Origin of the sequence: Robertkochia marina, assembly GCF_004799345.1 — a bacterium.
GTDB classification, from domain to species: Bacteria; Bacteroidota; Bacteroidia; order Flavobacteriales; family Flavobacteriaceae; genus Robertkochia; species Robertkochia marina.
Window position 1 is genome coordinate 441,095 of the sequence record NZ_SSMC01000002.1, and the last position, 21,496, is coordinate 462,590.

Consider the following 21,496-nt stretch of genomic DNA (forward strand, 5'->3'; position numbering starts at 1 on the left):
AATACTAACTCTGATGTGGCCCTCGTAGGTGGCGGCAGTTATCCCCAGCCGGGGGAGATCTCTCTTTCGCATAATGGAGTACTCTTTTTGGATGAACTGCCGGAGTTCAAACGGGCAGTACTTGAGGTTATGCGACAACCACTGGAAGACCGGGAAGTAACCATTTCCCGCGCTAAATTTACCATTACCTACCCCAGCAGTTTTATGCTGGTAGCCAGTATGAATCCGAGCCCGGGAGGGTATTTCAATGACGGTAAGTCACCGGTGGTCAATACCCCCTCAGAGATACAGCGGTATATGAACAAGATCAGCGGTCCGCTCTTAGACCGTATCGATATTCATATCGAAGTGAACCCGGTCCCCTTTGAAGAACTTTCTAAAAGGGAGAGGGGAGAATCTTCTGAAGTGATCCGCGAAAGGGTATGTAAGGCCAGAAACATTCAGGAGGCTCGCTTTGAACAACAGCCAAGTACGCATTACAATGCTCAGATGAATACCCGGCAAATACGGCAGTTCTGTGAGTTGGATCACCCTTCTTCTGATTTATTGAAAAATGCCATGGAGCGACTCAGACTATCGGCCAGGGCCTATGACCGTATTTTGAAGGTTTCCCGAACCATCGCTGATCTTGAGGGGGCAGAGCGGGTGGCTTCTCACCATATCGCAGAGGCGATTCAGTACAGGAGCCTCGACCGGGAGGGGTGGTTAGGTTGATTATGGATGATGGGTTATGAATGGTGAATGGTGAATGGTGAATGGTGAATGATGGATTGTAGATGAAAAAAAGTACCTTTTCGTCGTATTTGCGGGGCCGAGCGTGAAAAAATGGTTCAGTGAAACATTTTAGTGAAGGAGCCAGCCGGCGCGATGGCAAAAGCGGAACGTGGCAATCTCCCGAATCTTCCTCAATCACTTCTGGTACTGTATATAGTTTTTGAATTGAAATATACCCCCTCCTTTCTAAGGAGGACTGAGCGTTAAAAAAAGGTCTAATAGACCTTTTTAGCGAAAGGGCCAGCTGGCGCGCTGGCAGGAAGGGCGGGGTGGTTAATCTGTTATTTTACGCCTGATGTTAGAATTTCGAACCTTGCAGTTATTGTACCCTGGCTAATGATAATTCAATGGTCCTCTCACTTCCTCAAACCCAACCAACTCTTGATTCTTTGCAGCCGTGTAAGTTTATAGCTCAGTTTATAATGTTTAAGATAGCCTCCGGAGTCGTGAATTCTAACACCTTCATCTATGAGTTGGTAGATGGTTACCACACCCACTATCCCTGTGTTAATGCTATAAGAAGAGATAACACCATCCTCCTTCATTTTGGTTATCAGGCGTTGAGCCACAGAAAATTCATAGCCTTCAAGCTTGGTGCCCTTCAGTTTTTCCTTGATGACTCCATAAATATGACCCTCATCAGCTCCTTTGGGAATTGAATACAGATAATTAATGACTTCATCTACGAGGTCAACATATAATTTATTTGTCATGAATAAGATGATGTACTCAAATGTAGTACTATTCTTATTTAGATGCAACATATATTCTATGCCGTTATGCGGCTATACCGTTATGCCGTTATACCGTTATGCAGTCAGCCTTGACGACTTCAAATTTGATTCAAATTAAAATCAACTTCTCAAACTCCTCTGCCAGGCCGCATTTATCTGCTGTAAGGCAGAGGCATGGCCCCACAAATCCATCATTCATATTCCATAATCTATCATCAATAAATCAACCGGTGCTTTTCAAACCGCCGGAAAGAGCGTTTACCAATAAGAGTAATTGCAACAGCAACTTCTCATTTTCAGCAGGGTCCTTTTCACGGTTAGCCCTCCAGGATTTCAGATCTTCGATCTGTATATGATGTAAAGCCTTTAAGGCGGTGTTTCTTAACTTATTATTTTCCAGTTTAGAAATTCTTCGTTCTTCAGCAGTTGCTCCCATAAGGGTGGCAATATTTTCAAGACCTTGTTCATAATCCTTCAGAATAAGCTCCATAAGTTCCTCTCGAACTTCTTTTTGGGTCACCATGGCTGCAAAGGCATTCATGATCTCCTTATCGGCATTCAGCAGGTTCGACTCGATCTGAATAAGGCTGTATTTGAGGAAAGGCCATTCTTTTGCCAGGTCCTTCATCTTTTCAAAATCCTCAGGAGCCTCTTTTTTAAAGGCCGATAAAGCAAGTCCGAATCCGAACCATCCTGTCAGGTTAAACCTCGACTGGTTCCAGCTGAAAACCCAGGGGATGGAACGCAGATCATCTAAAGACCGCTGTCCGGTTCTTCTTGCCGGTCTTGAACCGATCTTACTCTGCTCCAGTACATCGATGGGGGTGGCCTGGGTATAAAAATCAATAAAGTGCGGATGATCCAATAATTTTCTATAGGTGTCCCTGGTCATTTCCACCAGTTTGTCCATCATTTCGTCTCTGTGATCATCTCTTTCATCATCTTCTGAGATCATAGCTTGTCTTGCCGTACCGGCTACAAACATTTCGAGGTTATAGGCAGCGGTCAGTCTGTTGGCAAACTGATTGGCAATGGTTTCACCCTGTACCGTCATTTTGATCTGCCCGCTCATGGCACCCGGGGGCATGGCGTCCAGGAAGCGGTGTATCTTTCCACCTCCGCGGCTAATGGTACCTCCACGTCCGTGAAAAAAGCAAAGGTCAACACCCAACTTGTCAGCAGCTTTGGTGAGGTCTTCTTCTGCCTTGTAAATATTCCAACGGCTGGTAAAAATACCTCCATCCTTGTTACTGTCGCTGTATCCCAACATCACCTCCTGGGTGAAAGAAGTTCCCCCTTCCCGCTGTTTAAGAACAACAGGGTGGGAGAGAAAGTTTGTAAGGATGTCCGGTCCTGCCAGCAGGTCGTCTATGGTTTCAAGCAAAGGAGCCACGGGAAGATGAGCATCACTAAGTCCCACCTCTCTCAAAAACACATAAACCAGGAGCAGGTCACTAAGACTTCGCGTCATGCTTACAATGATGGTACCAATACCTTCTGTCCCGTATTTATCGGTGTATTCTTTTACTGCTGTCAGATACCCCAAAACATTATCTGCCTCATGACCACAGGAGGTTCCTGCTACCAGGAATGGCCGGTTACTTTTTAATTCCTTGTTCAGAAAGTTTAAACGCTCTTCCTCGGTCCAGTCGGCATAATTGTGTTTTTCATAACCGGAAGCGGCCAGGATCTGGCTGATGGCTTTTTCATGATAAGCACTATTTTGCCGGATATCCAGTTTTGAAAGATGAAATCCAAAACATTGGACGAGACGTTCTACGGGAAAAAGTAATTGCTCTGCAATACGTTTGGCACCGACCTCAATGAGAAGCTGACGTAGTTTTTTCAATTCTTCGGCCAGGTCTCCGGCTCTTTTAAAATATCCTTTTTCGCCAAGTTCACGGTTATCCTTCACGGTATGATCTAATCGTACCAGTAAAAGATTAACGTATTGTCTCAAGGGCTCTGATGGATTCCTGTCTAATGCTCTTTGTCCTTCATCTCCAAAGAACAGGGCGGTAGCTTCCAGTTCTTTTATAAAGGATACCGGAAAATCATGCTGATATCCTGAAAAGCTGAGTTTTGCGGCCAGGTCTTTCAGTTCTTTTTGAATCATTTGTAAGACGGCCTGGCGGTGTATGAGCAGGGTTTCTGCAGTGAACTCAGGCGTTACAAAGGGGTGCCCATCCCTGTCGCCCCCAACCCAGCTTCCAAAACTGATCTGAGGATATTGTTCGGGCCATTGCAGGCTTGAGGGAGAATAACCCATGTCATTCCAGGCATCCTTAAGGCGCTGATCTTGCAGGCGTACCGCTTCGGGGAAAACATTCACAAAATAATGCATAAGGTTACTGCGCTCATCAGAAAGGCTGGGTTTTTCGAGGTAGATCTCCCCGGTACGCCACCAGCGTTCCATCACACTGAGAAACTCTTCTCTTATTGCAGATCTTTCTGCGGCCGACCAGGTTGGATTTTCACTTTTTACGAGCAAGAGATAAAGTTCTCTGTGAAGGTCAAGAACAGTAAGCCGCTTAGCTTCTGTTGGGTGGGCCGTTAATACGGGAACCACCTTCATTTGCCTTAGCTTTTGTGTTATTTCTTTTTCAGTTTTTCCTTGCTGTTTCCATTGACAAATGGTCTCTCCCCAGGATCCCCGGGTTGTTTCAATCCCCAGTTTGGTCTCAATTTGTCGACGGTACTGTGTGGCTGCATTCTCTTCGGCCAGGTTGAGTAATTCAAAGCATATTCCTATGGCCTGGGTTAACTTTTCATTGTCTGCTCCCGGCTTGATATTGTTAAATTCTTCTCCAAAAGGAAGTTGTGCAGCAAGATCACCTTCGCCTACAGAGATCAACATCTCTTTAAACAATTCTATCAGAAACTGGAAGTCAGTTCTTATTTTTTCGAGTCCTTCGGTTTGCAGTGATTCTTTTACCATGAGTCAGCTATTTTATGAACCACACCTTTTATTGAACATGGGAAATTACCGGTTGGAATTGCACAGGCTTTATGGTGTAATAAAGATATAGTCCTTGTGTTTGGTACTGTAATATTAAGCTTTTTACCGGTAGATAAAAAGCACTCAGGCTACTGATTTGAGGCCATTTTTCTACGATATCGTTGTAGTTTATGACATTGTTGAAAACTATTTTTTGGAAGGGTAAAGATGCAAAGAAGTAAAGGAGTAAAGGGGCAAAGAAGTAAAGGAGTTAAAACGGCAAATCATCCATGAAAACCAGAGATCCTGAGCACAGCGAAGGAACTTTAGGTTTTACCTCGACATTCTTTTAAAGTCGGAGGTTTTAAGTGTGAAGTACTATAATCAGGAGATTGCCACGTCCCTACGTACCTTCGTACTCGCGTAACTTAAACAAGGAGATCGCCACGCTCTCCGGAAGAATCCGGATCGCTCGCGAAGACGACGAATATTCATTTTTTCTCTACTCTCTACTCTCTACTCTCCACTCCCGATTCACCATTCATCATTCATCATTCATCATTCATCATTCATCATTCATCATTCATCATCGGTAACAACCTGGATCTCTACCCGGGTGAGGCCCTTTTCTAAAAAATCAAGCGCAATGGCGGCAGCTTTAGAAACATCAATGATACGGGATCTAACAAAGGGGCCACGGTCATTGACCTTGACCACGACCGATTTGTCATTAGAGAGGTTGGTTACCCTTACCAGGGTATTAAACGGCAGGGTAGGGTGGGCCGCCGTCAAGGAGTCTTTTCTATAGGGTTGCCCGCTGGCAGTTGGCCGGCCTTCAAACTTATCGTGATAGTAGGAGGCCATTCCCGTGGTCTGTAACGAATCGGTTTCCTGTGCCTGTACTGATGCATAGGAACCTATAAGCAGGAAAATAACTAAGAAGGTTTTAATAAAAGACGACATACGTAATGACTTTTTAGGACAAAACGATGGAAATATAGGAATATTCTGATAGTTCGATTGAATTTATATGGTATCCGGTCTATGGGTTCATAATGGCTATCATACGAAGCGGCCCACCTGAGCCACCTTTGATCTTCATGGGAAGGGCGATCACCTGAAAACCGCTGGCGGGTAATTGTTCGAGGTTGGCCAGGTTTTCAAATCCGGGAACGTTCTCAGAAAGGAGAATGACATGGGTTTTAAAGTTCTTGGATTGACCGTAGTCGAGGCTGGGAGTATCCAGCCCTACAGCTTTGATATTGCGGTTGTCTATGAGCCATTGGGCCGCTTCCGGGGAAATTCCCGGGAAGTGGAGGGAATCAAGAGCTTCTTCTCCACGCTGTTCGGTGCCCAGGTATTTTTTCTTGTCAGGGTAGTAGGTAGAATGCCCGGTATAGAAAAGTACGATGCTGCCATCCGGGATGGGAGTATTCTCCTCTTGTTCCCAGCGGTCGATATCATCTACAGAGATCAGGTAATCCGGATCCTGAAGGGCCTTCTCAGAAACATCGATCTTTATGGCAGCTCCCATCAGGCTTTCCAGGGGAATTTGGTCAACTGTTAGTTTCCCTTCAGCAAAATGAATGGGGGCATCGATATGAGTACCTCCGTGCTCAGCAGTGGTTATATCATTGGCGGTATAGTAAAAGCCTTGTTCGGTAACCCCTGCAAACACCGTATCCAGTTCAAATTCTTTGGCGGTGACCCAATACACGGTTTCCCTCGAAAAATCATGGGTTAGGTCAACGATCTTCATTTTGTCCAGGGTGTTGTTAGCAGTTTGAACCGGCGGTGTTGTTTGCTGGGTGCATCCTGCTAAAAATGCTGCACATAATATGAGGAAATTCCAAATTCCAAAACCCAAATTCCAAAACCCGAACTTCATATGTTGTTTTATATTTTTATGCATTGTCTGTTAATTTGTTCTCGGTTCTCGGTTCAGAGGGGTCTGTGAATTCGATGGAAAATGGCCAACTGGGTATAACATTAATTTTTAAAACGCGATTTACCCCCACCTTTCCAAGGGTGATGGTCACGCCCTTGGCGTGGACGGGGTGGGTATTTCAGGAGATCGCCACGCTCTCCCGAATAATCGGGATCGCTCGCGAAGACAACGAAAATTTAATTTATATCCATTCACCATTCATCATTCATCATTCATCATTCATAATCCATCATCCATCATCCATAACCCTTCCGACTCACCACTCCCGACTCCCTACTCCTGACTTTTGCTTCCCGATTTACGAAATACATTCTCATCATGCCTTTGTTCTTCACCTCGACCATCCCGCGAAAATCGCAGTCGAATTCATCTTTGATGATCTGATAGGTGTTTTCGGAAACATTAATCTTTCCCGCTTCTGAATTTGATTCCATACGGGAGGCGATGTTTACGGTATCTCCCCAGATATCATAGACAAACTTTTTGGTGCCTACCACCCCGGCAACCACGGGCCCGGTGGTAATACCGATACGACAGTCAAACCGGGTCGGGTCGTCAGGTGCCTCTGCCTTAAATTCTTCTACAAAATCGGCCATTTCAAAGGCAGCCAGGACCATGCGTCTCGCGTGATCTTCGCTGGGGAAGGGGAGTCCGCCTGCACACATATAGGCATCTCCCATGGTTTTGATCTTTTCCAAGTCATATTTCTCCATGATCTCATCGAATTTGGAGAAATAGAAATCTACCCGTTTTACCAGGGCGTCCGGATCCATGTTTTGAGAATAGCGGGTAAAACCGCAGAAATCTGCAAACATCACCGAGACCGAATCAAATTGTTTCGCGCTCACCTTTCCATGGGCTTTCAATTCGTCTGCAGTCTCGTCGGGAAGAATGTTTCTCAGCAAGGCATCCGAACGCTCTTTCTCTTGTTCGATGATCCTGCTGGTCTTTCTGATATATTTAAACCGGTTAAACAAACCGATGATGAGCAACGAGAGAAGAAATACCAGGACGGCAGAAATGATACTGATGGTACGGTTTCGGTCAGCTCGCAACTCTTGTAAGGCTACCTCTTTCTCTTTTTTGGTGAGCTCAGCCTCATTCCTGAGGTTATTCATTTGTTGCACCGTAGTTAGATTAATAGCCTTGTTTTTAAGTTCTATATGGGTTTTATAGTATTCAAGGGCCTTGTCGGAATCTCCGGAGGCTTCGCTTAGCTCATAGAAGTTGTAATAGGTATCAATAAGGTCGGTATAGGCATTAATATCACTTCCCAGTTCCAGGGCTCTATTGGCGTATAAAAGCGCTAGTTCGTCATCTCCTTGTTTTTGAGCCAGGTCGGTTAAAAGATTATAAAACTCCATGGCGGCTATCGGGTCGTCATACTCCACCATTTGTTCAGCTGCATTCAGCAAATGGACCTTACCTTCCTCAAGATCTCCTTTTTTCATGAGGTAGGTCCCAAGATTCCCTTCAAAGTAAGGGTCGTATTGGTCGGTATTAAGGAGGGAAGCCAATTTTTTACTTCGCTGCAGGTGGTAGTAGCCTGAGTCCAGCTCATTGTTCTTCAGAAATACATCTCCGAGATTATAATGCATGCTTAATAAGTATCTATAATCAGTACTGTCAATCTTGTTTTGCAAGACCAGCGCCCTTCTCAGGTACTTTTTTGCCTGGGAATAATCTTTGGTTTTGGTATACAGGTAGCCGAGATTATTGTAAGAATTGGCTCTTTTCGGATATTCTGCACTATCTCCAACCCTAATGGCTTCAAGGGCATTCGAAATACTTCCTGTAAAATCACCCTCCTGTTCCAAGGCATTACCCAGGTTGATGTACCCTGTAATAAGGCCATCAATGTCATTGGTCTTTCGTGAAAGTTCGATCAGGGTCTGTGAATTTTTGATACAATCAGGCGAACTCGGATAAAAACTTATTACTCGTAGTAACTCGATCTTCTCTTTATCGGTTAAAGATCGGGTTTGGTATATTGTATTTAAAGAGTCAGGGGTAACGATCCCTTCGTCATATAGGGTTAATATGGAATCGATGGAAATGACATCTTGCCCTCTTGCTTGAAACGAAAATACCGTAAGCAGCATTAAGAATAACCATTTTATTATTCTGGCTGAAGTTGTATTAACGGTGAACGAGCTCATTGACTGGGTCGGATGGGGAGATTACAGCACTTTGAGTCTGGGATCGATCAAAAAGCTTTTTTCAATAAGGTCACCTCCTTTTTCGATCCTGAACCGGATCTTGTATTTTCCACTGTCAACAGGCCCGTTGCCGGTAGTGCGGGATTCAGGAACGATCCTTACCATTCTTCCACCGTTATTATCACTACCTGTAATTTCATCTGGGGTAGCTCCGGGGAATGGATTTGGCCCCTCAACGTGTTGAATAGCTTCTATGTGAACAACATCAGTACCGTTTTCTGCCACTCCTCTCCAGGTAATGGTGTCGCCCAGGTTAATTTCGGTAAGGTAATCTTCATTGGTGATCGTATCTGCCTGCCGGAAATTACTGTAATTGGTGCCATCATTAGCAGGAGTCTGCTGGGTCATGCTTTCAGTATCTACATAAAGGGTAACAACCACCTCTTGCTGAGCCATAACCGGTACGTTCATGATGAGGGTACAAGCAAGAAGAAATAGTATGCGATGCGTATTTTGTCTGATTTTCATAATAATTGATTTTTACTAAGGTTACCACCAAAGACTAATAAGTGAGGTTTAGCGGGGGAATGATCCGGTTTACTTACGACTAAAATTTTGCAAAGCAGGTAATACGTGCAGAAAGATAAGGGGGACTACCAAACTAAAAAGAAGATAGATTATGGCTTGGGGAGCAAAATATCATGTTAAGATACACAAATTCAATTTCTTATGAAATATAGTTTCGTATAAGAATTCTTTAATCGTTATAAGTAATTACTTAAGCGGTAAGGAGAATTAAATATGAAGTCATCGGATATAGAGCAGCACCCTTAATGGTTGACTTAAAGGGGTGTTAAGTGGTTCGAAGTTAAGCGGTTACCCGTTGGTTTTTGTACAGGTTTTCTTTCTGTAACTTGTTCAGGGGGTTTATAAAATACATCTTCATCATTCCCTTGTTTTTAACATCTACTTCGCCACGATAGGTACAATCCAATTGATTTTTGATGAGCTGGTAAGTGTCTGCCGAGATATTGATCTGTCCGGCCTGGGAGTTTGATTCCATCCGGGAGGCAATGTTTACGGTATCTCCCCAGATATCATAGACGAATTTTTTGGTACCCACCACCCCGGCGATCACCGGACCGGTGTTGATCCCGATGCGGATATCAAAACGGGTGGGGTCATCAGGATCCTCATCTTTGAATTGCTGCGCAAACTCCAGCATTTCAAAGGCAGCCATAACCATTCTCATGGCGTGATCATGACTGGGAAAGGGGAGTCCCCCGGCACACATATAGGCATCACCAATGGTTTTGATCTTTTCAAGGTCATATTTCTCCATGATCTCGTCAAATTTGGAGAAGTAGAAATCTACCCGTTCCACCAATTCCTGTGGCCCCATTTTGGAGGTGTGCTTGGTGAAGCCACAAAAGTCGGCGAAGAGCACGGTCACCGAATCGAATTGTTTGGCGGTCACCTTCCCGAAAGCTTTGAGTTCATCGGCGGTTTCATCGGGAAGAATGTTTTTCAGGAGTTGGTCTGAGCGTTCTTTTTCCTCTTCAATGATGCTGCTGGTTTTTCGAACATAACGGATCCGGTTAAACATACCTACTATAAGAACTATGAGCAGGATGGATAACATAACAGAAATATAGAATCGTGTTTTCTGCTGTTTGGCTTTAAATTGTTCGCTTTCTAATTCTTTTTGTTTATTAGAGAGTTCTAGTTCGTTTTGTAGGTTGGCAACTTTTTGAACAGACGAAAGATTTAAAGCGCTATCGCGGTACGCATGATAGGTTTTATAATTGCTAAGAGCGGATGGAAAATTATTTTCTGAATTAGCTATTTCATACAGATTATAATAATATTTTGAAAGCTCAGTGCTTTCTTTGACGCTAATAGCCATTTCACCAGCACGGTTTGTATAGTATTTTATTTTTTCGGTATCATTAATTAATTGAGCCAGATCAATAAGGTGATTGTAATACCCTAACGCGCTCTCCTTGTTCCAACTACTTAGAGATTTAGCACCTTCTTGAAGTAGTGGTTCAGCTAGTTTATAATCCCCCTGTTTTAGATGATATAGACCCAAATTGCCCTTTAGGTAAGGAGCGCGAGTAGTCAACCCGGGTGAATCTGCTTTTTCGAAATATTCAATAGATTTCTGAAGGTAATCGAAAGCAGAAGTTAATTCTTCTGTGTTCAAATAAAATTCACTAAGGTTAAAGTATAAATTAAATAAGGCAGGGTAATCTTTCGGATTTGATCTTAATTGTTCGTCTAAGGCTTTTAGTAAATAATTTTCAGCTTGTTTATAATCATTCATCTTAAGAAAAGAATTCCCTAGATGGCTGTAGATTAAAGCCGTTACGTTGTGCTCAATACTTATAGCAAGATCTAACGCTTTAAGAGATTCTTCAATATCTCGGGGATAATTACTCAAATCGTAAAAGGCAAACCCCTTATGCAAATGCCCTTTGACCTGAGCTCTTTTATTATCCAGCTCTTTTCCTAAAATTAGAAGAGAATCACTATACAAAAGCCTTTCGTCAGGTGAAAGATTTGTCTCGAAAGAAAGCTTATGAAAAAGTAAAAGCCTTTCTTCATCACTTAGTTTACTGTTTTTTAGTTCAGTTTTTAAAGAATCAATAATTTCTGAACCTTGTCCATAGGTATTTGCTTTAGTTACAACAAGGATGTTGACTAACATTAAGAGTAATATACATTTACTGTATATATATGGCATACTTCTAAAAAGGTTTAATCTGGCAGTTTTAAAAATGAGCCGGATATAAAAAAGTATATATGTTTTAGAAATGTCATTTCTACTGTTATTTCATATTGTGAAACAAAGGAAATGTAATTACTTGAACAAATTACATTTCAGTTTCTATTCTGAGTTCCGGATCGATTTTGATAGTTTCCGAAATACTGTCTCCTTTCTGTACAGTGAAAAGGATAGAATATTTAAGCCATTCTTTATTTGTACCCTTTGATGGTTTACCACGCTTTTTATTTCCCTTTTTACCAAAACCTTGCAAGTCAGAAAATCCATTTAGAAAAGGGTCCTGTCCTTGGTCAAATACAATTCCTGTTATATTGATAATATAGGTAGTGTCTTTTGCAACTCCCCTCCATTCAATCGAGTCGCCAAGATACATTTCGGTCCAATATTTTTTTAATGATCCTTTATATCCTTCGAATTTGCAAAATTCTTCTACAGCATCATTTGGATTCTCCTGTGGAATCATTTTTGTATCAACAATTAGGGTCACATAATGTGTCTTAGGCTCCGGTGCTTGTAACCCTGCTTTAGCTTTAGGGTCTTCCGAAGCTGAATTACTTTCCTGTTTACAGGAAAAAACGGAAATACTAAGAACTAATAGTAGAAGGGATAAGAGTTTACTTAAAGTTTTCATATTGGTTGGTTTTAGTTTGTTTCCAGATCTTAAGGTGAAGCAAAGTAGCCGGGTTCTTATTCTCTTATAACTGATATCGGCAAGGCTTCGTGTTAAATCAGCAATACCACAACGTTTGAGTTTATGACCTCAGGCCAAAAGCTATTTAAGATCATATGATTGTTAAGGGACTGAAATTATTTTTCAGGTGAGGGGGAAGTATGAAAACTGTTCTAATTTACATAAAATTACATAGTTACGGAAATTGTTTTGTGATATTTTTCTTATAAAAACCATAAAGTATTTATAAAATTTGCTGAACGATCAGGGTGACTCAGCGCTTCATTTCGCTTTTGTCCATAGGAGATACAATCCAAAGAGGGGGCCCAAGGCAAGGGGTAAGAACAGGAATTGGACCTGCAGGTATTGTTGCAGGTAGTTTAGTAATTGTATACTCAAAATGGTAATGCTAAACCCTATGCAATTCACAATGGTCAGGGCAGATCCTTTGAATTCCGGGATGGCATTCTGAGCGACAAGGGTAGAGAAGAGGGGAGAATCGGCAATGACCACCATTCCCCAAACTACCAGAAAACCCAATGAAACCCATGGTGTTGCAAAACTGAAAATCAGGGGAGAGAGCAGGCAGCAAATACCCGAAAAAAGCAAGGCCAGGGTTGCCGTGGGTTTGACTCCATTATTTAACGACCGGTAGCCACCCAACACACAGGCCGGTCCGCCGATACCGATAACCATAAACGCCAGCAGGGAGGTGAGATCCTGATCTTGCCTAAAGAGATAGATAAGAATTACAGGGGTGTAGGCCCAAAAGGCATAGAGTTCCCACATATGACCAAAATAGCCCATGGCAGCTACTTTGAATTCCCTGTTTTTAAATACTCTGATGATTCCTTCAGGTTGGAAACCTTTGCCCGGTTGCCGGTAGGGTCCGTCAGGGACGGTGAGGAGAATGAGTATTCCCCCAATCATTGCCAATACTGTCGTTCCTATAATCACCCCTTTCCAGGGAATATCTCCAAGAACGGTTACATAATTTAACAGGTGGGGCAGGGCAGTACCCAATACCAGGGCCCCCACCAAATACCCAAGGCTTTTTCCCAGGCCTTTTTCGAAATGATCGGCGGCCAGTTTCATACCTACCGGATAGATCCCGGCAAGGAAGAACCCGGTGAGTGTTCTCAGGGCGATCAGTGACCATAGGGAATGTTCACCCAATACTACGCCCAGGTTAAAGACAGCACCCAACAACGCACAACTAAAAAATACTTTAGAGGGCGAGAAACGATCGGCTATGGTGAAAACCGCAAATACCAGGGTGCCTAAGATGAATCCTAACTGTACCGCCGCAGTGAGATGCCCCAAAGACCCTTCTCCCAGTGAAAAGGCGGTCTGAATATCGCTGAGTACGGCATTGGTGGCAAACCACAAAGAAGTTCCAAGAAACTGGGCCAACACAATGACAGGGAGAATGTGTTTTTTGACTTTCGTTATCCTGGGTGTGGCTGGTTTTATCATAAGTCCTGAAAATACAAAGAAAGTTTATACCGATGTAGGAGAATTATTTCAAAAGTTGACGAAAAGGTAGATTTTGAAATTTATTTAGTAGTTTTCCCTCTGAAGTGACGAGTTACGGGGTACGAGTTACGAGTAATAGGTAACATGTGAAATGTACCGCGTAACCCAACAATAACTAACACCAACGAATGAAACTACAAACCCTTACTGCAGTACTGCTGATTATACTTTTACTGGCTTCATGCAAAAAGGAGGAAAAGAATCCTGCAGAAGCAGCCCTTTTACCGCCTATTACCTTAACCCTGGAAGAAGCAAATCGCCTGGCCGAACTCCCCATGCATTGCATGCAGACCGAGTACCCGAATCGTTTAGGGCAAACCCTTAACGACTCTACCCATTTGAGATTGCCCCGGGAATTGCACCCGGCCTTTTACGGGTGTTTTGACTGGCATTCTTCGGTTCACGGCCACTGGAGTCTGGTTAAACTATTAAAGGACTATCCGGAAATAGAGGGTGCAGATAGTATTCGTCAGCAATTACTGGAGAACATCAGTCAGGAGAATATCGCTGCTGAGGTAGCCTATTTTGAGATGGAAGGCAATGCCAATTACGAGCGTACCTATGGCTGGGCCTGGCTGTTAAAGCTGGCAGAAGAGCTTCGATCCTGGGATGATCCTATGGCCAGAACCCTTGAAAGTAATTTGGAGCCCCTTACCGGTGTCATTGTACAGGGTTATATTAATTTTCTTCCCAAACTTCTATATCCTATTCGGGTTGGAGAACATCCCAATACCGCATTCGGACTTTCTTTTGCGTGGGATTATGCGGTAGCCACAGGGCATGAAGAATTAAAGGAGCTCATTTACAGACGGGCTCAAGAATATTATGCGGCTGACGAAGATTGTCCGCTGACCTGGGAACCAGGAGGCTCCGATTTTCTTTCTCCCTGCCTGGAGGAGGCCGATCTGATGCGTCGCGTTTTGTCTGAAGAGGATTTTACCATCTGGCTGAAAAAGTTTCTACCGGAACTTGCAGATAAGGATTTTTCGCTGGAACCCGGCAAGGTAGTTGATCGGGCCGATGGTAAATTAGTGCATCTTGATGGGGTGAACTTCAGCAGGGCATGGTGCTTGTACGGCATTGCGAACACCCTGCCGGGCTATGAGCATCTAAAGAATACAGCCCGTGAACATATTGCTTATTCTTTACCGGCTATCACCGACGACAATTATGAAGGAACCCACTGGCTGGGCACCTTTGCCATTTATGCCTTAAACAGCGCTCAACAATGAAAAATATATTGCGAAACATAGGGCCGGGAACACTTGTTGCAGCTGCCTTTATCGGTCCGGGAACGGTAACGGTCTGTACATTGGCAGGAGCAGGATTTGGATATAGTTTGTTATGGGCCATGGTTGTATCTATCCTGGCTACCATCGTACTTCAGGAAATGGCGAGTCGGGTAGGTATAGTCACCCAAAAAGGGCTGTCTCAGGTGATTCAGGAGAATATTTCAGGACAATATCTGCGCGTTTTCTCGCTGCTATTGATCCTGGCGGCTATTATTGTCGGGAATTCAGCCTATGAAGGCGGTAATATCAGCGGGGCTGTTTTGGGGTTGGAGGCGCTGTTTGGTAAGCCCGGGTATAATTTTTACCCTGGAGTAGTTGGCATCCTGGCGGCGGCTATTTTGATGGTACAGAATTACAAGGCCATGGAACGTATATTGATCACCCTGGTGTTACTGATGAGTATTTCTTTTGTGTTAACGGCCATCTTAACCGGACCGAATTTTATGGAGATCCTAAAAGGAATGTTTGTCCCTGCTGTTAATGACAGTAATATTCTGATGGTAGCTGCGTTAGTGGGTACCACCGTAGTGCCCTATAATCTCTTTCTTCACGCCTCCCTGGTTAAAGAGCGGTGGCAAAATATTGATGGTCTGAAAGCTTCCCGCATAGACACCGTTGCTTCTATAGCACTCGGAGGGGTGGTTTCTATGTGTATAATTATTTCTTCGGCCGCTATGAATGTGAATGATATCACCTCTGTATTGGATCTTGCCGAAAGCCTGGAACCGTTGTTTGGCAATGCTGCCCGATATTTCCTGGGAGTGGGACTCTTTGCAGCGGGTATTACCTCAGCAGTTACCGCACCTCTTGCAGCAGCCTATGTGGCAAAGAGCTGTTTTGGATGGCAGGGTGGCCTTCAGGATTTTAGATTTCGGGTGGTATGGCTCATTGTTTTATTTGTTGGGGTCATCTTACAAACCATGGGGATTCAGCCCATTGAACTCATTAAATTTGCCCAGGTGGCTAATGGTATTTTACTCCCGGTGATCGCTGTTTTTTTGTTCTGGGTGGTGAATAAGAGCTCAGTTTTGGGAAAATATCGGAATACAGTCCCCCAAAATATCCTTACCTTTATTATCGTTTTGTTCACCGTATTTCTCGGTGTTAAAAGCATCATAAAAGTATTCGACCTGTTTTGAGTGACAGCCCTGTTAATATCAACTGCGATCTTGGAGAAGGGATGCATAATGAAGAAGTTATCATGCCTTTAATACAATCTTGTAATATTGCGTGTGGGGGTCATGCCGGAGATGAGGAGACTATGAAGAGGGTCGTGGCTTTGGCCAAGGCGCACCATGTGGCCATAGGGGCACATCCTTCTTATCCGGACAGGGAGAATTTTGGAAGGGTATCTGTGCATATGCCGGCTGAAGAATTGAAAAAGGCCCTGAAAAAGCAATTAGAAGATTTTGAACAGGCCCTTGAACAGAACAAAGCCCGTTTACATCATATCAAGGCACATGGTGCCTTATATAACGACCTGGCTAAAGACCCTGACCTTGTTGCAACCTACCTGGATGTGGTTGAGAAGTATAAGGATATTGCAATGTTGTATGTGCCATATGATTCTGTTATTCAGAAGAAGGCGATATCTCGTGGTTTCAGCGTGGCGATAGAGGCCTTTGGCGATCGTAATTATACCGAAACCTTGAAACTGGTTAGCAGAAAACTCCCCAATGCCCTTATCACTGAAAAGGAAAAGGTACTTGATCATATACGAGCTATAAGTAAAGGGAAGGTTGTTACCGAGACCGGCAAGGAGCTTCCGATACAGGCTGATACGATCTGCATACACTCTGATACAGAGAACGCAGTAGCGATATTGCACTATTTGAATGAACACATGAATTCTTAAACGGTGAATGCTTTCGATCTTGAATACAGATCCTTTGGGCAAATGGCTATTCTTATTGAATGGCCACCCACGATCAGTGAGCTCATTTTAGAAGACATGATACGATTCAGATTGATCATCAGTGAGCATTATTCCCATTACGAGATCGTTCCTGCCTATAATTCACTCACCCTCATCAGTAGATATCCGATAGAACATTCAACGGTCATTGACCACCTGAAATCGCTCTATGGAAAGGTAACTCAAAGGGTAGCTGCAAAAAGAAAAATATGGAACATCCCTGTGTGTTACGACCCTCCGTTCTGCATGGACCTTGAGGCCCTGTCTGCTTCGGTTGGATTGAGTAAACAGGAGATCATTTACCTGCATACCGCAAGACCTTATACCGTATATGCCATTGGGTTCTTGCCGGGGTTCATGTACCTGGGAGGGCTTGATGAAAGGATTCATTTTCCCAGGAGGGAGAAACCCCGTTTAAAGGTGCCCCGGGGTTCTGTGGGCATAGGGGGGCAGCAAACCGGAATCTATCCCCAGGAATCCCCAGGAGGATGGAACATTATCGGGAATTCACCCATTAAGGTTTTTAATGCTTTGAACGACCCGCCTTGTGGTATTTCTGTAGGCGATCAGATACGGTTTTACGCTATCAATAAAGACATGCACGAACTTTTCACTATACAGGTGGATGCGGGAGTCTTTCAAATTAAAACCCTGGAGCTCGATGATCAAAGTGTATAACCCCGGTTTATTTACCACTATACAGGATAAGGGGAGGTTTGGCCTGCGGGATAAGGGCGTACCCATTAGTGGAGCTATGGATGAAAAAGCTGCCGATCATGCCAATGCCATTGCAGGGAATTCTGTTGGCGCAGCAGTGATGGAGATCACCATGACCGGCCCTGTTTTAGAATTTGAAGAAGGGTGTGAATTTGCCATTTCCGGAGCTCTATTATCACCTCAGTTAGATGATCAGCCACTACAAAATAATATCAGATACAAGGCACAACCCGGGCAACGCTTAAAGTTCGGACGCTTGAAAAAAGGGTTCAGGGCTTATCTCGCCATTAAGGGTGGGTTTGATACCCCATTGGTACTGGGAAGCAGGTCCTGGTATTATCCGATTACTCCCGGAGATCATCTCCGGAAAGGGGATGTACTGGAAGTGGGTGATAGCGAGCCGGATCACGGTTCTAAAACAAGTTCTTATGCCGAAAGTTATCTCTCCGGAGAGATCCTTGCTGTGGATCCCGGCCCGGAATATAAACTGTTAAGTGATTTGCAAAAGGAACAGCTTCATAAAGGTATTTTCAGGGTAGCCCACGAGAATAACAGAATGGCCTATCAACTAAAGGAAAAGATCTATGCGCATGATCTCTCCATTCTAACCTCGGCCACCCAACCCGGAACGGTGCAATGTACCCCGGAGGGGAAGCTGATTATTCTGATGAAGGATGGACAAACCACCGGGGGGTATCCCAGGATTTTGCAATTGACGCCTGAGGCAATAGCAAGGTTGAGTCAGAAGAAGGAGGGAGATACGGTGATCTTCCGGTTTCAACTAAAAAAGGCTGCTTACTGAACAACAGAAAGCAACCTTCTTCAACAATTATGGAACCTAATTATGCTCTTTCTAAGCTTTTTCTTTTATTGACTTCTTCAGCAATGAGCTGCAGGGCTTCATTTTTTGAGATCCTTTCCAGCAGCGCCAGCGTTCTGGGCTTAAATTGCTCATCCCTGATCAATAATCGCCATAAAGCCTGGATAAACTCAGTAAAGTTTAATCCGTCATTATAACGTACAAGCTTTTGGTCATAAGCCTGATCCACCATGTCTTTAACGGTGGCCTTGATCTCCAGGATCCCTTCCTCTAATGGTTTCATTGCTTCTTTTACAGTTTTAGTAATAGTTGGCAGCAACTCTGATGCGGCCTGAATTTGCAGGTTCGGACGAGGAATTCTGCGATCGATCGCTATGCGTGACGAGAGCAATTTTGCGCGGTACCTGGCAATATCCATGAACTGCACCAATTTATTCCTTCTAAACATATCCTCCATATCACCAAGCAGGGAGTAAAGCTGGTCGGGGGCTTCGGCATTTTCATTTTCGATGAGAATCTGTATCTTCTCAAAATCTGTCATGGTTTGTGAAGATAACCTTTCGTACATGTCAAAATAAGATGGAGTCCTGTTCATAAAGCCTAAAATTTGGTTACTACTATTAAGTAGAGTCAAATCAAGCTAAATACAAGGGATAAAGAAAAATTAAACGTTTACGGCCCTGAAAAAAACGACCAGTGGTTTTCGAGATTAACGTGTATAGAAGTCGCAGAAAATCAACAGATTAATATTTGGTTGGAGTAAAATTTGTTGAATACCAATAATCGGTTATTACACCTTTAAATTTTGATTAACAAGAGGTTAAAAGTTATGTGAGCAAGGTGGTATATGAAATACGATCCCGGCTGCTCATCCCTCGTCAGACCTGGGTATAGGTGTCTTCAAAAGGAACCCTGAAACGCGGTCCGTATACACCGTTTTCGGCCCTTACACCACAACCGATCACCATATTGATCTCCGCTTTTCGTGGAATACCAAGGATCTTTTTAACCCTTAAAGTATCGCTCCCTTCCATGGGGCAGGTATCATACCCTTTAGCTGCCATACTCAACATAAAGGTTTGTGCAGCAAGTCCGGCGCTTTTCTGAGCCACGATACGAAGATCACTCCTTCGCACCTGTCGATAGATGGGTTTAAATATGCCGATAAGGTTAAAAGCTAAATATTTTAATTGCCCGAATATGCCAAGAAAATCAGTGTAGATAGTTGGGATCAGTTTTTTATAATAATTAACAGCAAACTTTTCCCGCCTGCTGTATTCAGATTCCGGTTTATCACCATAAACAGAACGAAGGAATTCAATGTTTTCTTTAGCCCGCTGTTTATAGAGGTCCTTACGACTTACCACCACCACTAATTGTTTAGCGGTCTTTGCAGCATTTTGTCCAAGGCAGGCCTCCGTCATTTCCTTGAGAATATCCGGAGAGGTAATATGATAGAATTCCCATAATTGCAGGTTGCTACTGGTAGGGGCCAGGGTAGCATTTTGTATACATTCTTTAACCATTTCTGTATCCAGGTCAATATCATCCCTGAACACCCTTACCGATCTGCGGTAATGGATGGCTTCACTTACGGTTTTTTCCATGTTAGAAGAGCTTTCTGATGTGTTTGGCAAGATTGATCTTTTTAGTATAAGGCGCATAGCGCACGGGTACATCCAGCCAGGTGCCTCGATGCACTACAGACTTGTGATGGGTAAAGGTGTCGAAGCTCTTTTTACCATGGTAGGCTCCGATGCCGCTGTGACCCACCCCACCAAATGGAAGTTTGGTATTGGCTATATGAATGATGCTGTCATTGATACACCCGCCACCAAAGGAATAGGATTCAATGAGTTTCCGGGCTTTCTTCTTTTTTGAAGAGAATACATAAAACGCGAGGGGTTTTTCGTAGGAACTGATCACCTTATGTATATCTTCCTCGGTCTTCCAGGTAAGTACCGGTAATATGGGTCCAAAGATCTCTTCCTGCATAACTGCACTGTCTAAAGCAGGTTCATCGACAAGTGTAGGGGCTATATAGCAGTCATCTCTTTGTGTAGCTCCCCCAACCAGGATATTTTGGTCTTCAAGCATGGCGGCCAAACGGTCAAAGTTCTTTTCATTGATGATCCTCGGGTAATCGGGAGATAAGGCCGGGTCTTCCCCATAGGCCTTTGTAATAGCTTTTTCCATAGCCTTTACCAGGTCATTTTTTATAGAATCTTCCACCAGGAGATAATCAGGAGCAATACAAGTTTGACCGCCGTTCAATAACTTACCCCATACTAATCTTCTTGCAGTAAGCTCAAGGTTAGCCGAGGCATCGATAATACACGGACTCTTGCCTCCTAATTCCAAGGTAACTGGAGTAAGGTGCTTGGCAGCTGCCTGATAAACGATCTTACCTACCGGCACACTCCCTGTAAAGAAAATGTAATCCCACCGTTGCGATAAAAGGTCTTGAGCAGTTTCTACCCCACCTTCAACAATAGTGACATGTCCCGGTTCAAATACTTCTTGCACGATCTTTCTGGTAAGGGCAGAGGTATGAGGGGTTAGTTCAGATGGTTTCAGGCAAACAGTATTCCCGGCAGCAACCGCTGCAATCAATGGCGACATCGCCAGGTTAAACGGATAGTTCCAGGGTGAAATCACCAGGACATTACCGTATGGTTCCTTATATATATAATCGGAAGACGGAAAGTTGGCAAGATTAGAGGACACCCTTTCACGACGTGCCCACTTGCTCATCTTTTTTATGGTAGTGTCCAATTCGGCAAGGGTAAATTGGGTTTCGCTAAGAAGGGCTTCAAATTCAGATTTTTTAAAATCCTTATATACCGCATCGCAAATTTCCTTTTCCTTTTCCAGGATCACTTTACGCAATTTCTTTAAAGTATTCTTACGATACGTAAGATCAAGGCACTTACCCTGCTCAAAAAACTCCTTCTGGGCAGATATAACCTTTTTTCCTTCCAGCTCTATTTCAATGGTTTGCATAAAAAGCGTTAATTTTATCGGGATGCTTCACAAATTAGAAAATATTAATTAATATTGTTCTGATGAAAATGCAAAATGTCAATATTATTTCTGATATCATTATTGTGATTCGCTCACATTGATGCAGGAAGGATATGGACATAATTTGTGAAAGGCCTTCTGAGTGAAGGCCTTTTTTATTTTATAAAAGTTATATGCAAGT

At 43.5% G+C, this 21,496-nt stretch carries 17 protein-coding genes and 1 pseudogene; 6 read left to right on the forward strand and 12 right to left on the reverse strand.

What is annotated here, in order from left to right; genetic code table 11:
• Window positions 1-714: pseudogene (locus E7Z59_RS08440) on the forward strand (YifB family Mg chelatase-like AAA ATPase); the annotation flags it as partial.
• Between the two features lie 416 nt (window positions 715-1,130).
• Here E7Z59_RS08440 and E7Z59_RS08445 read toward each other — a convergent pair.
• The 9 genes from E7Z59_RS08445 to E7Z59_RS08485 form a co-directional block, all read right to left on the reverse strand.
• On the reverse strand, window positions 1,131-1,487 hold the full coding sequence (locus tag E7Z59_RS08445; protein ID WP_136335881.1) for a hypothetical protein: 357 nt from the start codon (window positions 1,485-1,487) through the stop codon (window positions 1,131-1,133).
• A 244-nt stretch (window positions 1,488-1,731) separates the two neighbouring features.
• The gene (locus E7Z59_RS08450; RefSeq protein WP_136335882.1) at window positions 1,732-4,446 is read right to left on the reverse strand and encodes a phosphoenolpyruvate carboxylase; all 2,715 of its coding nucleotides are present in this window, start codon (window positions 4,444-4,446) and stop codon (window positions 1,732-1,734) included.
• A gap of 579 nt (window positions 4,447-5,025) precedes the next feature.
• Window positions 5,026-5,409: a septal ring lytic transglycosylase RlpA family protein gene (locus tag E7Z59_RS08455; RefSeq protein WP_136335883.1), complete on the reverse strand. Its 384-nt coding sequence runs from the start codon at window positions 5,407-5,409 to the stop codon at window positions 5,026-5,028.
• Window positions 5,410-5,488: 79 nt separating this feature from the next.
• Window positions 5,489-6,358: a cyclase family protein gene (locus E7Z59_RS08460; RefSeq protein WP_242015658.1), complete on the reverse strand. Its 870-nt coding sequence runs from the start codon at window positions 6,356-6,358 to the stop codon at window positions 5,489-5,491.
• A 272-nt stretch (window positions 6,359-6,630) separates the two neighbouring features.
• Window positions 6,631-8,496, reverse strand: coding sequence for an adenylate/guanylate cyclase domain-containing protein (locus tag E7Z59_RS08465; RefSeq protein WP_168731264.1), 1,866 nt, complete (start codon window positions 8,494-8,496; stop codon window positions 6,631-6,633).
• 78 nt (window positions 8,497-8,574) lie between these two features.
• Complete coding sequence (locus E7Z59_RS08470) at window positions 8,575-9,081, reverse strand: hypothetical protein (RefSeq protein ID WP_136335885.1); 507 nt, start codon at window positions 9,079-9,081, stop codon at window positions 8,575-8,577.
• Between the two features lie 340 nt (window positions 9,082-9,421).
• The gene (locus tag E7Z59_RS08475; RefSeq protein ID WP_168731265.1) at window positions 9,422-11,263 is read right to left on the reverse strand and encodes an adenylate/guanylate cyclase domain-containing protein; all 1,842 of its coding nucleotides are present in this window, start codon (window positions 11,261-11,263) and stop codon (window positions 9,422-9,424) included.
• Window positions 11,264-11,429: 166 nt separating this feature from the next.
• The gene (locus E7Z59_RS08480) at window positions 11,430-11,972 is read right to left on the reverse strand and encodes a hypothetical protein (protein WP_136335887.1); all 543 of its coding nucleotides are present in this window, start codon (window positions 11,970-11,972) and stop codon (window positions 11,430-11,432) included.
• 321 nt (window positions 11,973-12,293) lie between these two features.
• On the reverse strand, window positions 12,294-13,487 hold the full coding sequence (locus E7Z59_RS08485; protein ID WP_136335888.1) for an MFS transporter: 1,194 nt from the start codon (window positions 13,485-13,487) through the stop codon (window positions 12,294-12,296).
• Between the two features lie 188 nt (window positions 13,488-13,675).
• On the opposite strand from E7Z59_RS08485, the gene E7Z59_RS08490 reads away from it, so the two are divergent.
• From E7Z59_RS08490 to E7Z59_RS08510, 5 genes are read left to right on the forward strand one after another with little or no spacing between them, the layout of a single operon-like run.
• Window positions 13,676-14,779 (forward strand): DUF2891 domain-containing protein, encoded by a 1,104-nt coding sequence (locus E7Z59_RS08490; RefSeq protein ID WP_136335889.1) that lies wholly within the window; start codon window positions 13,676-13,678, stop codon window positions 14,777-14,779.
• Entirely contained in the window at window positions 14,776-15,978 is a 1,203-nt protein-coding gene (locus tag E7Z59_RS08495; protein ID WP_136335890.1) for an Nramp family divalent metal transporter, read from the forward strand. The genes E7Z59_RS08490 and E7Z59_RS08495 overlap by 4 nt, the downstream gene beginning before the upstream one ends.
• Window positions 15,975-16,694 carry a 5-oxoprolinase subunit PxpA gene (pxpA, locus tag E7Z59_RS08500; RefSeq protein WP_242015659.1) on the forward strand — a complete coding sequence of 240 codons (720 nt, stop codon included), beginning with the start codon at window positions 15,975-15,977 and terminating at the stop codon, window positions 16,692-16,694. The genes E7Z59_RS08495 and pxpA overlap by 4 nt, the downstream gene beginning before the upstream one ends.
• A 3-nt stretch (window positions 16,695-16,697) precedes the next feature.
• Window positions 16,698-17,432 (forward strand): 5-oxoprolinase subunit PxpB, encoded by a 735-nt coding sequence (gene pxpB, locus E7Z59_RS08505; protein WP_136335891.1) that lies wholly within the window; start codon window positions 16,698-16,700, stop codon window positions 17,430-17,432.
• A complete protein-coding gene (locus E7Z59_RS08510; RefSeq protein ID WP_136335892.1) occupies window positions 17,416-18,273 on the forward strand; it encodes a 5-oxoprolinase subunit C family protein in 858 nt (285 codons plus the stop codon). The genes pxpB and E7Z59_RS08510 overlap by 17 nt, the downstream gene beginning before the upstream one ends.
• Window positions 18,274-18,313: 40 nt before the next feature.
• Here the strand turns inward: E7Z59_RS08510 and E7Z59_RS08515 are convergent, their stop codons facing one another.
• The 3 genes from E7Z59_RS08515 to E7Z59_RS08525 all read right to left on the reverse strand — a co-directional run bounded on the left by E7Z59_RS08515 (window position 18,314) and on the right by E7Z59_RS08525 (window position 21,294).
• Window positions 18,314-18,886 carry a hypothetical protein gene (locus E7Z59_RS08515; RefSeq protein WP_136335893.1) on the reverse strand — a complete coding sequence of 191 codons (573 nt, stop codon included), beginning with the start codon at window positions 18,884-18,886 and terminating at the stop codon, window positions 18,314-18,316.
• 283 nt (window positions 18,887-19,169) lie between these two features.
• Window positions 19,170-19,898 (reverse strand): nitroreductase family protein, encoded by a 729-nt coding sequence (locus E7Z59_RS08520; RefSeq protein WP_136335894.1) that lies wholly within the window; start codon window positions 19,896-19,898, stop codon window positions 19,170-19,172.
• A 1-nt stretch (window position 19,899) separates the two neighbouring features.
• Window positions 19,900-21,294, reverse strand: coding sequence for an aldehyde dehydrogenase (locus tag E7Z59_RS08525; protein WP_136335895.1), 1,395 nt, complete (start codon window positions 21,292-21,294; stop codon window positions 19,900-19,902).
• Window positions 21,295-21,496 lie beyond the last annotated feature (202 nt).

Bases quoted from the DNA above. Each gene is read 5' to 3' on its own strand.
- E7Z59_RS08445 (WP_136335881.1), bottom strand. From the start codon at position 1,487: ATGACAAATAAATTATATGTTGACCTCGTAGATGAAGTCATTAATTAT.
- E7Z59_RS08450 (WP_136335882.1), bottom strand. From the start codon at position 4,446: ATGGTAAAAGAATCACTGCAAACCGAAGGACTCGAAAAAATAAGAACT.
- E7Z59_RS08455 (WP_136335883.1), bottom strand. From the start codon at position 5,409: ATGTCGTCTTTTATTAAAACCTTCTTAGTTATTTTCCTGCTTATAGGT.
- E7Z59_RS08460 (WP_242015658.1), bottom strand. From the start codon at position 6,358: ATGCATAAAAATATAAAACAACATATGAAGTTCGGGTTTTGGAATTTG.
- E7Z59_RS08465 (WP_168731264.1), bottom strand. From the start codon at position 8,496: ATGCTGCTTACGGTATTTTCGTTTCAAGCAAGAGGGCAAGATGTCATT.
- E7Z59_RS08470 (WP_136335885.1), bottom strand. From the start codon at position 9,081: ATGAAAATCAGACAAAATACGCATCGCATACTATTTCTTCTTGCTTGT.
- E7Z59_RS08475 (WP_168731265.1), bottom strand. From the start codon at position 11,263: ATGTTAGTCAACATCCTTGTTGTAACTAAAGCAAATACCTATGGACAA.
- E7Z59_RS08480 (WP_136335887.1), bottom strand. From the start codon at position 11,972: ATGAAAACTTTAAGTAAACTCTTATCCCTTCTACTATTAGTTCTTAGT.
- E7Z59_RS08485 (WP_136335888.1), bottom strand. From the start codon at position 13,487: ATGATAAAACCAGCCACACCCAGGATAACGAAAGTCAAAAAACACATT.
- E7Z59_RS08490 (WP_136335889.1), top strand. From the start codon at position 13,676: ATGAAACTACAAACCCTTACTGCAGTACTGCTGATTATACTTTTACTG.
- E7Z59_RS08495 (WP_136335890.1), top strand. From the start codon at position 14,776: ATGAAAAATATATTGCGAAACATAGGGCCGGGAACACTTGTTGCAGCT.
- E7Z59_RS08510 (WP_136335892.1), top strand. From the start codon at position 17,416: ATGATCAAAGTGTATAACCCCGGTTTATTTACCACTATACAGGATAAG.
- E7Z59_RS08515 (WP_136335893.1), bottom strand. From the start codon at position 18,886: ATGAACAGGACTCCATCTTATTTTGACATGTACGAAAGGTTATCTTCA.
- E7Z59_RS08520 (WP_136335894.1), bottom strand. From the start codon at position 19,898: ATGGAAAAAACCGTAAGTGAAGCCATCCATTACCGCAGATCGGTAAGG.
- E7Z59_RS08525 (WP_136335895.1), bottom strand. From the start codon at position 21,294: ATGCAAACCATTGAAATAGAGCTGGAAGGAAAAAAGGTTATATCTGCC.